Genomic DNA, 13,712 nt, shown 5'->3' on the forward strand with positions numbered 1-13,712 from the left:
AGGCTGGCTGCCGCGATCTGATGTTTATTTGAGCTGCGTCAAAATGCGTTCCAGCGAGGCCTGGTCGACGATGGCGTCGCCCACCAGCACGGGATCGATGCGCTTGGCCAGGCCCATCAGGACCTTGCCCGGACCGCACTCGATCACTTGCGTGATGCCATCCAGAGCAAGCTTCTGCATGGTTTCCACCCAACGCACGGGGCTCGCTGCCTGGCGCACCAGCGCATCCTTGATGCCGGCGACATCGTTGACGATGGCCACGTCGACGTTATTGATCAGGGCGATCTGCGGCGCGGCGAACGTCAAGTCGGCCATGTAGTCGCGCAAGCGGTCCGAAGCCGGCTTCAGCAGCGACGAGTGGAATGGCGCCGAGACGGGCAGCTTCATGGCGCGCTTGGCGCCCTTGGCCTTGGCCAGTTCGCAGGCGCGCTCGACGGCCGCCGTATGGCCGGCGATGACCACTTGCGCAGGCGCATTGAAATTGACAGGCTCAACCACCAGGGCCGGGTTTTCTGCCACCGCTTCCGCACAGGCGGCGCGCACGTCGTCATCCGACAGGCCCAGCACGACGGCCATCGTGCCCTGCCCCACGGGCACGGCTTCCTGCATGGCTTGCGCGCGGAAACGCACGAGCGGCACGGCGTCCTTGAACGAGATGACGCCAGCGGCGACCAGCGCCGAGTATTCACCGAGACTGTGTCCGGCCACGACATTCGGCACGGGGCCGCCCGCTGCCAGCCAGGCGCGGTAAAAGGCCACGGCCGCCGTCAGCATCACAGGTTGCGTGTTGGTGGTCAGGTCCAGCTCTTCTTTCGGACCTTCGGCGATCAGCTTGCCCAGATCGAATTGCAGGGCGTCCGACGCTTCGGCCACGGTCTGGGCCACCACGGGGTTGCCGGCGAAACCGTCGAGCATCGCAATCGCTTGCGAGCCTTGGCCTGGGAAAACAAATGCAAATTGTGTCATGCTGACTCCGTTTTTTAATAGTGTTGCGAGATTACATGCGCGCCAGCACGGCGCCCCAGGTAAAGCCGCCGCCCACGCCTTCCATCATGACGTTGTCGCCCTTCTTGACGCGGCCGTCGCGCACGGCGAGGTCCAGCGCCAGCGGGATCGAAGCGGCCGAGGTGTTGCCATGCTGGTCCACAGTGACGACCATCTTTTCCAGTGGTAAGCCAAGTTTCTTGGCCGTGCTGTTCATGATGCGGATGTTCGCCTGGTGCGGGATCAGCCAGTCGATCTGGTCCGCCGTCATGTTGGCGTGTTGCAAGGCTTCGTGCGCCACTTTTTCCAGTACCGAGACGGCCAGCTTGAACACGGCCGGGCCATCCATGTACAGAAACGCGCTACCGGCCAGCGCGCCGCCGGCCACACTGCCCGGCACGCTGAGGATATGCGAGTGGCGGCCGTCCGCGTGCAGCTTGGTGGCCAGGATGCCTGGCTCGCTGGAGGCCGTCATGACGATGGCGCCTGCGCCGTCGCCAAACAACACGCAGGTGCCGCGGTCATCGAAATTGAGGATGCGCGAAAACACTTCCGCACCGATCACCAGCACGTTTTTATGCATGCCCGACTGGATGAAGCTATCGGCCGTGGCGACTGCATACACGAAGCCGCTGCAGACGGCTTGCACGTCAACGGCGGCGCAGTGATTCGTGATGCCCAGCTTGCTCTGCACGATGCAGGCCGTGCTGGGGAAGCTGCCGAAGAAATCGGGGGTCGAGCTGGCGACGATGATCAGGTCCAGGTCGTTGCCGCTCAGGCCCGCCATTTCCAGGGCCTTCTTGGCCGCTTCCACGCCCAGGTCCGAGGAGTTTTGCGACGGCGCCGCGTAATGGCGCGCGGAAATGCCGCTGCGCGAGACGATCCATTCATCCGACGTCTCGATGCCCTTGGCGGCGAGCTGTTCGGTCAAGTCCTGGTTGCTGACGCGCTTCTCCGGCAAGTAGCTGCCGGTGCCGATAATTTTGCTGTAAGTTTTGTTAAAAACAGTCATGCAAGTACCCGTCCACTAAATGGTAGAGCTTGTTGATGTAGGTTCGTCCGGTACTGGCGTGCGCGGCATCAGCTCGGCGATCATGCTGGCCAAGTGCGCTTGCACGTCATTTTTTGCCGCATCAAAGGCGCGGCGCAAGGCCCATTCAAACGAATAGGCGTCGGCGCTGCCATGACTCTTGAAGACGAGGCCACGCAAGCCCAGCAGGCTGGCGCCGTTGTAACGCGAAGGATTCAGGCGGTTGCCGATGGCTTTCAAGGCCCCGCGGGCGATCAGCGCGCCCAGCATGGTGATCGGGTTGCGCTTGAATTCGGAAGTGAGCACGTCCTTCATGAGGCGTGCCAGGCCTTCGATGGCTTTCAGGGTGACATTGCCGACAAAGCCGTCGCAGACGACAATATCGGTCGTGCCCTTGAAGATATCGTTGCCTTCCACGTTGCCGTAGAAGTTCAGCGCGCCACGCTCGTGGTCGGCCTGCAGCAGCTTCGAGGTGAGTTTCACCACTTCATTGCCCTTGATATCTTCCGTGCCCACGTTCAGCAAGCCGATCGTCGGGCGTGCTATGCCTTCCATGGCGGAAACGAGCACGGAGCCCATGATGGCGAACTGGTGCAAGTGATGCGGTTCGCAATCGACGTTGGCACCCAGGTCCAGCATGTAGGTGGGGCCGTTCTTTTGATTCGGCAAGATGCTGCAAATGGCCGGGCGATCGACGCCGGACATGGTTTTCAATACATAGCGCGACACGGCCATCAGGGCTGCCGTATTCCCGGCGGAAACGGAGGCTTGCGCCGCGCCGCTCTTGACCTGTTCGATGGCCACGCGCATGGAGGAATCCTTCTTGCGGCGCAGGGCCACTTCCAGGGGATCGTCCATGGTAACTTGTTCGGAGGCATGCAATACGGACAGGCGCGGGTGCGTGTCGGCTTTATGTTTCTTCAGTTCGGCACGGATCACGTCTTCCAATCCAACAAGGATCAGTTCGGCTTCAGGCTCATGTTTTACGAAGGAAATTGCTGCGGGGATAGTGACTGAGGGACCATGATCTCCGCCCATACAGTCGATAGAAATTTTGATTGTCATTTGTGTTGATTCAATACCGCTGCGGGCGTGCGGCAAGATGTGAATCGGACTGGAGCATATGCAGGGCGCAACATGTCATGCACAGACCTGGACAGCGTGATTCAAAATGACGGGTGTGCAAGATGAATTGCAGCCGATAAAAAAGAAGAAGCGGCGCCACGCCGAATAACCACGCAACACCGCTTTCATCTTACCCAACAAAAACGTCGATTACTCGTCGTTTTTGGTCTTCAACACTTTGCGGCCACGATAAAAGCCGTTAGGGCTGATATGGTGACGCAGATGTGTTTCGCCGGTAACTGGCTCGACGCTCAATTGCGGCGCGACCAGGAAGTCGTGCGAACGGTGCATGCCGCGCTTGGAAGGGGTTTTCTTGTTCTGTTGAACTGCCATGATGACTCCTAATACATAAGTTCTAAAATTTTAGCACAATCGATAGGCAAATACATGCGAATCGAGTATCCCAGCGGCAAAGACTACCCGAAAATAGCCCGGACCGACATCGTTTATTACACTACATTTCACTACACTTGCCATACTCGATTACCACACGCGTTTGACACGTTCTTTACAGGAAGCCTCGACAAGTTGTTGCGCTGCCCGCTCGCTACGGTTTTTGAGGCTTCCTTTTAACTACTTTATTCTGGCTTCAACTCTTTCAGGGCCGCAAACGGCGACTTTTTTTCAGTCTTGAGAGCATCGAGCTGCGCCGTATCGGGGCAGACCTCGTGTTTGGGTACCTGCGGCAGGGCCAGCAAGGCTTCATCTTCGATCAGGGCTGCGGCATCCATGCTGCGGCTGCCGACGATCACATCGATCTTTTCATCGTTGACGATTTCTTCGATCTCGTCCGCGTGCTCGTCATCCTTGCCCAGCATCAGCGTAGTCGTCGAATCAATTGCGTAAGCATACGGGGCCAGGCAACGCTGGCAAACCAGCTGAACGGTGCCGTTGACCGACAAGGTCAGTTGTTGGTAGCCCAGCTTGCTGGTGCCGCCGACGATCTTCCAGGAGATCTCGCCGGAAGCATCTGCACAATCCTTGGTCAACCGGGTCATTTCAGCGACAGGAGTTACACCCTCGCGGCTCCCGCTGATACGACAAAAATCAAAGGCGTCGATCACAAAAGCATTCATTGGTAGAAAATTTCCCCGGAAAACCTGCGATAATAACAGGGTTTTTAGTGCCGAGTCAAAGGCTATGCGTCTTTTTCGACGCACTGATTGGCCTATTTGTTAACACACCACCAATAGCGCCATGCCGCCCGGGGCCTCATTGACAGGTCCCGCACCCCGGAGTTTCACTGAAATCCCCATGACGCACATACTGACACCGACTAGCAAGGCCATGCCGGCCACCATCGATTACCGAATGATACCAACTTCCGCCCCATTGCGCTTGATTCTTGCATCGAGTTCGACCTACCGCAAGGAACTGCTGGATCGCCTGCGTCTGCCCTTCGAGGTGGCCGTGCCCGATTTCGACGAAAGCCCCCTGCCCGGCGAAAGCCCCAGCGCCACGGCCCTGCGCCTGGCCCAGGCCAAGGCGCAGGCCGTGCTCGACCGCTACCCTGGCAGCCTCGTCATCGGGTCCGACCAGGTCGCCACCCTGGATGGCGCGCAGATCGGCAAGCCGGGCAACCATGCCAGTGCCATGCTGCAACTGCAAACCATGCGCGGACGCCAGACCGTGTTCCATACGGCCCTGTGCCTGCTCGACGGGCGCCACTCGCCCGCCGTGGCGCAAGTGGAAGATATCCAGACCCTCGTCACCGTGCGCGACTTGCCCGATGCCGAGCTGGACGCCTACCTGCGCATCGAGCAACCGTATGATTGCGCCGGCAGCGCCAAGAACGAAGGCCTGGGCATCGTCCTGCTCGAATGCATCGACAGCGTTGACCCCACGGCCCTCACCGGCTTGCCGCTGATCGCCCTCACTGGCATGCTGCGCAAGGCGGGCGTGGCATTTTTCACCATTTAATTTACCCATAAGTAGAATATGACCGGCACCCTGTACCTGATCCCCAACCACCTTGGCCTGTCCGAAGGCGCAATCGATCCGCTGTCCCACATCATTCCCGAGCAGGTGCGGCAGATCACGTCGCAGCTCGATTATTTCGTCGCGGAAAACGCCAAGACGGCGCGCGCCTTCCTGAAATTGATCGGCAACCAGCATCCGCTGGCCAAGCCCTTGCAGGAAATCACCATTTCCGAACTCAACGTGAATACCCCGGCGCAAGCGCTGGCCGGCTTGCTGGCGCCCTTGCTGGCGGGACGCGATGCGGGTCTCGTCTCGGAGGCCGGCGTGCCCGCCGTGGCCGACCCCGGCGCCGACCTGGTGCGCCTGGCGCATCAGCACGGCATTCAAGTACGCCCACTGGTGGGCCCGTCGTCGATCCTGCTGGCCGTGATGGCCAGCGGCTTGAACGGCCAGAGTTTCGCCTTCAACGGCTACCTGCCCACCGATGCGGCTCTGCGCGCCAAGCGCATCAAGGAACTGGAAGTGCGTTCGCGCACGGAAAAGCAGACCCAGCTGTTCATCGAAACGCCCTACCGCAACGCCGCCATGCTCGAAGCGCTGGTAGCGCAATGCGCACCTGCCACGTTGATCTGCGTCGCCACCGACCTCAGCCTGGATACGGAAAGCGTGCAGACGTGGAATGGCGGGCAGTGGAAGAAACAATTGGCGGCAGGCAAGGCGCCCGACTTCCACAAGAAGCCGACCGTGTTCTTGTTGCTGGGACAGTAAACGACAAACGCCACGGACAATTATCCGTGGCGTTTTTGATTGCAGCCCTACTAGGACAAGTACGATTACACTCTTCTTGTTCCAGTATTTTTCTGGCCGCCCTTACCCGTTTCCAATACGAACTTCGCGCCATCGTCGCGACCCAATACCTTGACCAGGTACGGCATGACTTCGCGCAACATCGGCTCCAGGGTGTACGGCGGGTTCAAAATGAACATGCCACTGCTGTGCAAGCCGAAACCGTCCGGCGATGGCGTGTTGACGGTCAGGGTCACGTGCAGCCAGTCCGAGCTGGGCAATTGCTTGAGCTTGTCGGCGAACTGGCGCGATTCCATGCGCTGCAGCACCGGGTACCAGACGGCGTAGATGCCTGAAGGGAAGCGCACGAGGGCGTCGGCCAGGGTGTCCTTGACCTTGCGGTAATCCATCTTGTCTTCATACGGCGGGTCGATCAGCACCAGCGCGCGGCGCGAAGGCGGCGGCAGCAGCGCTTTCAAGCTCTGGAAGCCGTCCGCCTTGGTGATGAGCACGCGCTTGCCGCGCACGCTAGGACGCTCGCCCTGGGCCAGCGCATGCGCCTCGACCTTGCGGAAGTTGTCAGCCAGAATCTTGGCATCGGCAGGATGCAGTTCGAACAGGCGCAGACGGTCTTGCTCGCGACTGACCTTGTCGGCGCAGTACGGCGACCCCGGGTAGTAGCGCATCTTGCCGCTCGGATTCATTTCCTTGATCAGCTTCATGTACTCGGCCAGCGAGGCCGGCAAGTCCGTGCGGTCCCACAGGGGCGCGATGCCCGTTTCGTACTCGGCATTTTTCGCAGCATAACCACCGTCGAGCGCATACACGCCCGCGCCGGAGTGGGTATCGATATAACTATAGGCGGTATCTTTTTGATTCAGATATTGCAACAACTGAATCTGCACATAATGTTTCAACACATCGGCGTGATTACCCGCGTGAAAGGCGTGGCGGTAACTCAACATAAGCTGGCTAATTCCATAATAAAAATAAATAAAGGCGGGAGCGCTGACACCGGGCAGGGCATGAAAACAGACTGGAGGGGGTCAGGCTGCGGGGCCAGGAAACAGCATGGACCAGCGTCATCAGCGCGCAATAAGCAGCATTATCCACCAGAAAGGCGTATTACATCAAAAAACACAGCTAAACAAGCTCATGCATTCTCAGGATTGAAGGGGCCGGGCAAGGTAGAATACGCGCATCGGGCGCCCCGCGCCCATCCGCCTACTCATATATACCGCCATGCACAGCCTGACCCTCACGACCGATAACCGCGCCGACGTCGCGGCAGCCCTGGCCGGCCCGCACTGGACGGTGGCCTGCCTGTGTGCGCTGTGGTGCGGCACCTGTGGCAGCTACCGCGCCACGTTCGAGGAACTGGCCGCGCGCCATCCGGATACCGTCTTCATCTGGATCGACATCGAAGACCAGGCCGACGTGGTGGGCGACCTCGATATCGACAACTTTCCCACCCTGCTGATACAGCGCGATGACAACGTGGCCTTCTTCGGCACCGTGCTGCCCGACGGCGGCCTGGCGCACCGCATGGTGCAGGCGCAGCAGGCGCTCAGCGGGGATGAACTGGCGGCGCTGGCCGGCAGCACGCAGGAGCGACGCGACTGGCAGCGCGATTGCAATTTGCGTCAATTACTGGCCGCCACCCTGGCCTGAGCCACCTCAAGCGAGACGCAGCGGCAGGCTGCGCAGCCGTTTCCCCGTCAAGCTGAATACGGCGTTGGCCACGGCCGGCGCGATGGGCGGCGTGCCCGGTTCGCCCACGCCTTCGGGATGCTCGGCGCTGGCGATGATGATGCTTACCACCTCGGGCGTTTGCCCCATGCGCAGCACGGGATAGTCGTGGAAATTGCTCTGCTCCACTTTGCCATCTTTGAAGGTAATCTCGCCGCCCAGCGCCGCCGACAGGCCGAACAGCACGGCCGACTCCATCTGCTGGGCGATGATGTTCGGATTGACGGCGATGCCGCAATCGATGGCGCACACCACGCGCTGCACGCGGATCTCGCCATTTTCCACGGACACTTGCGCCACTTGCGCCACGATGCTGCCGAACGACTGGTGCAAGGCCACGCCATGCGCATGGCCGGGCGGAGGAGTGCCCGCCTTGGCCACCGCCGCATCGAGCACGGCCAGGTGACGCGGATGTTTCAATAACATGGCGCGGCGGAAAACGATGCCATCCTGCCCCGCCGCATGCGCCAGCTCATCGATAAAACTTTCCTTGAAGAATGCGTTGTGCGAATGCCCCACCGAGCGCCAGTAGCCGATGGGAACAACGCTATCGGCGATTACGTGGGCGATGCGCTGGTTGGCAATTTCATACGGCATGTCGAATTCGCCTTCGGCCGTGGTCTTGTCCGGCCCCGCGCCGGGCAAGCCAAAATTGCGCTGCAGAAACTGATGCGTGATGGAACCGCTGACGGATTTATTGTCCCAGGACGCGATGCGGCCGTGCTCATCGAGGCGTGCCGCAAAACGCGCCAGCGCGGCGGGACGGTACATATCGTGCTGTATGTCCTGCTCTCGCGTCCACACCAGCTGCACCGGTGCGCCGTCGCACTGCAGCGCAATGGCCACGGCTTGCGCCACCATGTCCACTTCCAGACGGCGGCCGAAACCGCCGCCGAGCAGCAGCACCTCGATGACCACGTCCTTCGCGTCGACGCCGGCCACTTTCGCCGCCACGTCGACGGCGATGCCGGGCGCCTGCGTCGAGACCCACAGCATCACCTTGCCATCTTTGACCTGCGCGGTGCAGTTGACGGGTTCCATGGCCGCGTGCGCCAGGAACGGCGCGCGGTATTCAGCCTTGACGCTGCGCAAAGCCTGCACAGCCTTGCCCTCCACCTCGCCGCTGGCGTGGTAGGCATGGCCCGCCTCGCTATCCAACAGGCGGGCAAACTCCGCATACACGCCGGCGCTGGACAGCTTCGCTTGCGGGTCAGCCTTCCACTGCGTCGGCAAGGCGGCCGCCGCCTGTTTGGCGTGCCACCAGGTGTCGGCCACCACGGCGGCACAAGAGACGCTGCGCTGAGCCAGCTGCGGCGTCAGGTCCAGCACTTTTATCACGCCCGGCAAGGCCAGGATGGGTGCTGCATCGAATGCGGCCAAGGTATCGCCCAGGCGCGGCGGCAAATGCAGGGCCGCGTACAGCATGCCGGGCGGGCGCGCATCGATGCCGAACCGCGCGCTGCCATTCACTTTGGACGGCGTGTCGCGGCGCGGCGCCGGCTGGCCGATCAGTTTGAAATCCTGGGGCAGTTTCAGCACGGGCGTGCCCGGGTCGATGGCGGCGGCGCGCTGCGCCAGGCTGGCGTAGCTGGCGCGCCGGCCATCGGGGTGGATCACGGTGCCATCCTGCGTGCGGCATTGCGCGGCCGGCACTTGCCACTGCGCGGCGGCAGCTTTCAGCAGCATGGCGCGCGCCGACGCCCCCGCCTCGCGCATGGGGCCCCAGCCATCCTTCACGCTGGACGAACCGCCCGTGACGATCACGCCCAGTTCGCGCGCCGCCTTGGCCACGGTCCACTGGGCCAGCGTCTTCAGGCGGCCCTGGTCGTCCGGGTGGAACGGCAGGCTATCCTTGAGCATGGCCACATTGCCGAAGATTTTATCCATGGGCCCCTGGATCAGCTTGACGCTGTTCAAAGGCACGTCGAGTTCCTCGGCCACCAGCATGGGCAAGGCCGTGTGCACGCCCTGCCCCATCTCGCTGCGCGGCATGGCCAGGATCACCATGCCATCCGCGCCGATGGCCAGCCAGCCATTCAGCGCCACGGCGCCATCCTGGAGCGGCAGCGGCGCGCTGCCGTGCAGGCGCTGGCGCGGCGGCAGCACGCCCCAGCCCAGCACCAGGGCGCCCACGCCGGCCACGCCGAGACCCAGGCCGCCGAGCAGGAAACGGCGGCGCGACGGGGAAGATTGTGCGGCCATGGGTTGTCCTTTAGAGTGGTGAGTGATCGATCCAGCGCTCCAGCATATCCTGTGCCAGTAGCGGACGGCTATAAAAATATCCTTGCGCCAGCTTGCAGCCATGGCGCAGCAGGAAGGCGGCCTGCTCTTGCGTCTCCACGCCTTCGGCAATCACCGACAAGTGCATGCTCTTGCCAAGCTGGATGATGGCAATCGCAATCGCTTCGTCGTTCACGTCCGTCGAGATATCCTTGATGAAGGAGCGGTCGATCTTCAGGGTCTGCACGGGCAACTGTTTCAGATACGCGAGCGAAGAATAACCGGTGCCAAAATCGTCGATGGCCAGGCCCACGCCGATGGCATGCAAATCATTGATGAAACCGAGGGCGTCGTCCGTGTTCATGATGACCGATTCCGTCACTTCCAGCTGCAAACGCTGCGGCTCCAGCCCCGTTTCCTGCAAGATATCGGCCACCATGCCGGCGATGCTGCCCCGCTCGAACTGTTTCACCGACAGGTTGACGGCCATCTTCGGCACGTGCAAGCCCTGCGCCTGCCAGCGCATCATCTGGCGGCACGCTTCGTCGAGCACCCATTTGCCCAGCTGGTTGATGAAACCGCTGTCTTCGGCTAGCGGGATGAAACGCACCGGCGGCACCAGGCCCAGTTCCGGGTGGTTCCAGCGCACCAGCGCCTCGACGCCGACCAGGCGGCCCGTGTCGATTTCCACCTGCGGCTGGTAATTCAGGAACACCTCGTTTTTCTCGATCGAGCGGCGCAAAAAGGTTTCCAGGCGCAGGCGCTCGACACCCTCGCCCGTCATCGACGGCGCATAGAAGCGGTAGCCATTGCGCCCGCGCGCCTTGGCCTGGTACATGGCCACGTCGGCATTGCGGATCAGCATGTTCAAGTCCAGCGCATCATCGGGATACAGGCTGATACCCACGCTGCAGGTGACGAACAATTCATGGCCGGCCACCGTAAACGGCTGGTCGAACATGGTCATCAGCTTTTCCGCCACCTGCGTGGCGCCGTATTCGCCGTCGATGCGCTCGAGCAGCACGATGAACTCGTCGCCGCCCAGGCGCGCCAGCGTGTCGCCTTCGCGCAGTCGGGTAGCCAGTTGGCTGGCCACCTTTTGCAGCAATTCATCGCCGACATGGTGGCCCAGGGTGTCGTTGACGTTCTTGAAGCGGTCCAGGTCGATGAACAACACGGCCAGTTGCTCCTGGTCGCGCGCGGCGCGCAGCAGGGCGTGCTGCAGGCGGTCGTGGAACAGCAGACGGTTCGGCAGCGTCGTCAACGGGTCGTGGTGGGCCATGTGGTCGAGCTTTTCCTGCGACTCCTTGATCAAGGTGATGTCGCTGAACACGCCCACGTAATGCATGGTGTCGGCGCGCGCGTCGCGCACGGCGCTGATGGTCAGCCATTCCAGGTAAATTTCACCGTTCTTGCGTTGGTGCCAGATTTCACCGCGCCAGAAACCGCTGGCCTTCAGTTCGTGCCACATGACCTCGTAAAACGCCGCGTCGTGGCGCGCCGAGCGGTTCAGCGATGAATGCCGGCCCACCGCCTCGGCCTCGGTATAGCCGGTGATCTGCGTAAAGGCGGGATTGACGGTGACGATGATGCCATGCGCGTCGACGACCATCACGCCATCGGCGATGTATTCCAGCACGGTGGCCGACAGGCGCAGCTTTTCTTCCGCTTCCTTGCGCGCCGTGATATCGGCATACACCCAGATGCTGCCTTCGTTGGGGCGCAGCGGATCGAGCGCGCAGCCGCTGACCAGCGCCCAGAACAGGCTCCCATCGCGGCGCTTGTATTGGCGCTCCTCGCTGAAATCGCCACCGCTCGCCAGCGCCGGATACTGGCGCTCGCCCGCTTCCTCGAAGTCATACGACGTCATGAACACGATGGCGGTCGAACTGCCCGTCATCTCGGCGTGGCCATAGCCAAACAGTTCCTCGCAACGGCGATTGACGGAAATGATGCGCCGGTGGCGCACGAACATCACGCCGAACATCACGTTGTCCAGTATCGCGCTTTGCTCCGTCAGCAGCGCCTCGATGCGCATCTCGTGGTGCTTGCGCTGGCTGATGTCGGCAATGATGCCGTCAACCCAGGTGACGCCCTGCTCGCCCGCCTGCGGCTGGCCATTCTCCGCCACCCAGCGCTCGATGCCGAAAGCGTCGATGATGCGGTATTCCAGTGCATACGGGCGCACCTCTAGCACCGCCTGGCGCACGCCGCGGCGGTGTTCGCGGCGGTCTTCCGGGCAGATCAGGTCAACCCAGGCATGCGTAGTGCCGCGCATGAACTGGCGCGCCGAATAGCCGGCGATGTCCTCGATGGCATCGCTGACAAAATCGATGGGGCCGTCGGGCCGATAGCGGAAGACGGCGCCCGGCACCTGCGTGACGATGCTGCGGAAACGCTCTTCGCGCTGACCCACATCTTCGAACAGCTGGCGGATGGCCGCGCGCATTTGCTCGAGCTGGGCCGTCAGGCGTCCCAGTTCGTCATTGCTGTGCGAGGCCAGCGGCGTATCGAAATCGCCGTGTGACAGGCGGTCGGAAAAGCCCGTCAGGCGGCGCAGAGGTTTCAACAGGCGGCGGTTCAGGAACAGCACGATCAGCGCCATCGACACGGCCAGCTGCGCGCCCAACACGAAAATGTAGGACATCTGCTTTTCGCGCAGCTCCTGCTGGCTGCGCGCATCGTCCATCTCGACGACGATGTGGCCGATGCGTTCGCCGCGCACGAGGATGTCGCGCTCGGCGCGATACAGATTACCCACGGGCCGCTGCGGCGCCTGCAGGCTGATGAATTCCGTATCACCCTGCCCCTGCACCTTCACCAGCAGCACGGCGCGGTCGCGCATCACCGACTCGACCAGCGAATGGGCCGATTCCGCATTCATGTTCCACAGCGATTCCTGCATGCCCAGCGCCAGGATGTCGGCATTGCGCTGCAAGGCTTCGTTCAGGCTGGTGCGCGCCGACTGGCGTTCATGCACGCCGACCAGCAGGTAGCTGCCGAAAATGGCGGGAACGACCAGGCCGCCAAACACCACCAGCAACAAGGCGCCATAGATCGACGAGCCGTACAGCACGCGCAGGCTGGCGCGCAGGCGCTGATAGGGCGAATTAAACATGCGGCAACAGGGCGATAGGGATCAGGCAGGCAATCATGGAACTTTACAGGGCAATCCGGGTGATAAGGCGGGAAGAAACTTTTTCAGGAGCAATTATGCATGGAAAAAGCGGGGGAAGTCACCAATAAACACGCGCCAGCGGCCACGTCATGCCATATAGACAGGGTTGAAAAACCACACGCGGGCTGGCGCGCCCGGCCAGCGCCAGCAGAAAAGCGCGCAGCTTGCTATCATCGCGCCACTTTACCTAGAGGAACCACCATGACCTTCTCCATCTACTCCGCTTCCATCCCCGTCTTCAAACAGATCCTGGGCAGCCTGGCCGCCATCCTGGACAAGGCCGAAACGCAGGCGCAAGACAAGAAAATCGACCCGAACGCCCTGCTGCAATTCCGCTTGTTCCCGGACATGCTGCCCTTCGTGCGCCAGATCCAGATCGCCACCGACTTCGCCAAGGGCTGCGGCGCGCGCCTGGCCGGCGTGGCCGTGCCACCGTATGAAGACAGCGAACAGAGCTTTGCAGAGTTGAAAGCGCGCATCGTGAAAACCATCGCCTTCCTGGAAAGCCTGCCGCAAGCGGACATAGCCGGCAGCGAAACGCGCGCCATCACCACCGGCAGCGGCGAAAAGACCAAGCACTTCACGGGCCAGACGTATCTGTTCCACTACGCGCTGCCGCACTTTTTCTTCCACGCGACGACGGCCTACGACATCCTGCGCCACAATGGCATCGAAGTGGGCAAGAAGGATTTCATCGGCAGCTATTAATCGTTACCCCCT

The 13,712-nt window shown here is 61.7% G+C and carries 12 protein-coding genes; 4 read left to right on the top strand and 8 right to left on the bottom strand.

What is annotated here, in order from left to right:
* Positions 1-24: 24 nt before the first annotated feature.
* The 5 genes from fabD to CSZ94_RS01470 all read right to left on the bottom strand — a co-directional run bounded on the left by fabD (position 25) and on the right by CSZ94_RS01470 (position 4,215).
* Complete coding sequence (gene fabD, locus CSZ94_RS01450) at positions 25-966, bottom strand: ACP S-malonyltransferase (protein WP_102119854.1); 942 nt, start codon at positions 964-966, stop codon at positions 25-27.
* A 31-nt stretch (positions 967-997) separates the two neighbouring features.
* Complete coding sequence (locus tag CSZ94_RS01455; protein WP_102119855.1) at positions 998-1,996, bottom strand: beta-ketoacyl-ACP synthase III; 999 nt, start codon at positions 1,994-1,996, stop codon at positions 998-1,000.
* Positions 1,997-2,011: 15 nt separating this feature from the next.
* Complete coding sequence (gene plsX, locus CSZ94_RS01460) at positions 2,012-3,079, bottom strand: phosphate acyltransferase PlsX (protein ID WP_102119856.1); 1,068 nt, start codon at positions 3,077-3,079, stop codon at positions 2,012-2,014.
* Positions 3,080-3,289: 210 nt separating this feature from the next.
* Positions 3,290-3,472, bottom strand: coding sequence for a 50S ribosomal protein L32 (gene rpmF, locus CSZ94_RS01465; protein WP_010399517.1), 183 nt, complete (start codon positions 3,470-3,472; stop codon positions 3,290-3,292).
* Positions 3,473-3,717: 245 nt separating this feature from the next.
* The gene (locus CSZ94_RS01470) at positions 3,718-4,215 is read right to left on the bottom strand and encodes a YceD family protein (protein ID WP_102119857.1); all 498 of its coding nucleotides are present in this window, start codon (positions 4,213-4,215) and stop codon (positions 3,718-3,720) included.
* Positions 4,216-4,450: 235 nt separating this feature from the next.
* Between CSZ94_RS01470 and CSZ94_RS01475 the strand changes: the two genes are divergently transcribed.
* Together CSZ94_RS01475 and CSZ94_RS01480 are read left to right on the top strand one after the other, a co-directional pair.
* Positions 4,451-5,059 carry a Maf-like protein gene (locus tag CSZ94_RS01475; protein WP_102119938.1) on the top strand — a complete coding sequence of 203 codons (609 nt, stop codon included), beginning with the start codon at positions 4,451-4,453 and terminating at the stop codon, positions 5,057-5,059.
* An 18-nt stretch (positions 5,060-5,077) separates the two neighbouring features.
* Positions 5,078-5,827: an SAM-dependent methyltransferase gene (locus CSZ94_RS01480; RefSeq protein WP_102119858.1), complete on the top strand. Its 750-nt coding sequence runs from the start codon at positions 5,078-5,080 to the stop codon at positions 5,825-5,827.
* Positions 5,828-5,892: 65 nt separating this feature from the next.
* Here the strand turns inward: CSZ94_RS01480 and CSZ94_RS01485 are convergent, their stop codons facing one another.
* Positions 5,893-6,810, bottom strand: coding sequence for a 23S rRNA (adenine(2030)-N(6))-methyltransferase RlmJ (locus CSZ94_RS01485; protein ID WP_096236456.1), 918 nt, complete (start codon positions 6,808-6,810; stop codon positions 5,893-5,895).
* A gap of 277 nt (positions 6,811-7,087) precedes the next feature.
* On the opposite strand from CSZ94_RS01485, the gene CSZ94_RS01490 reads away from it, so the two are divergent.
* Positions 7,088-7,516 (top strand): thioredoxin family protein, encoded by a 429-nt coding sequence (locus CSZ94_RS01490; protein ID WP_102119859.1) that lies wholly within the window; start codon positions 7,088-7,090, stop codon positions 7,514-7,516.
* Between the two features lie 6 nt (positions 7,517-7,522).
* Here the strand turns inward: CSZ94_RS01490 and CSZ94_RS01495 are convergent, their stop codons facing one another.
* Positions 7,523-9,796 carry a xanthine dehydrogenase family protein molybdopterin-binding subunit gene (locus tag CSZ94_RS01495; protein ID WP_180977316.1) on the bottom strand — a complete coding sequence of 758 codons (2,274 nt, stop codon included), beginning with the start codon at positions 9,794-9,796 and terminating at the stop codon, positions 7,523-7,525.
* Positions 9,797-9,806: 10 nt separating this feature from the next.
* Positions 9,807-12,932 (bottom strand): bifunctional diguanylate cyclase/phosphodiesterase, encoded by a 3,126-nt coding sequence (locus CSZ94_RS01500; protein WP_102119860.1) that lies wholly within the window; start codon positions 12,930-12,932, stop codon positions 9,807-9,809.
* Between the two features lie 261 nt (positions 12,933-13,193).
* On the opposite strand from CSZ94_RS01500, the gene CSZ94_RS01505 reads away from it, so the two are divergent.
* Positions 13,194-13,700: a DUF1993 domain-containing protein gene (locus tag CSZ94_RS01505; protein ID WP_102119861.1), complete on the top strand. Its 507-nt coding sequence runs from the start codon at positions 13,194-13,196 to the stop codon at positions 13,698-13,700.
* Positions 13,701-13,712: the final 12 nt, after the last annotated feature.

It is taken from the genome of Janthinobacterium sp. ROICE36, from assembly GCF_002869965.1.
Classification (GTDB): Bacteria; Pseudomonadota; Gammaproteobacteria; order Burkholderiales; family Burkholderiaceae_D; genus Janthinobacterium.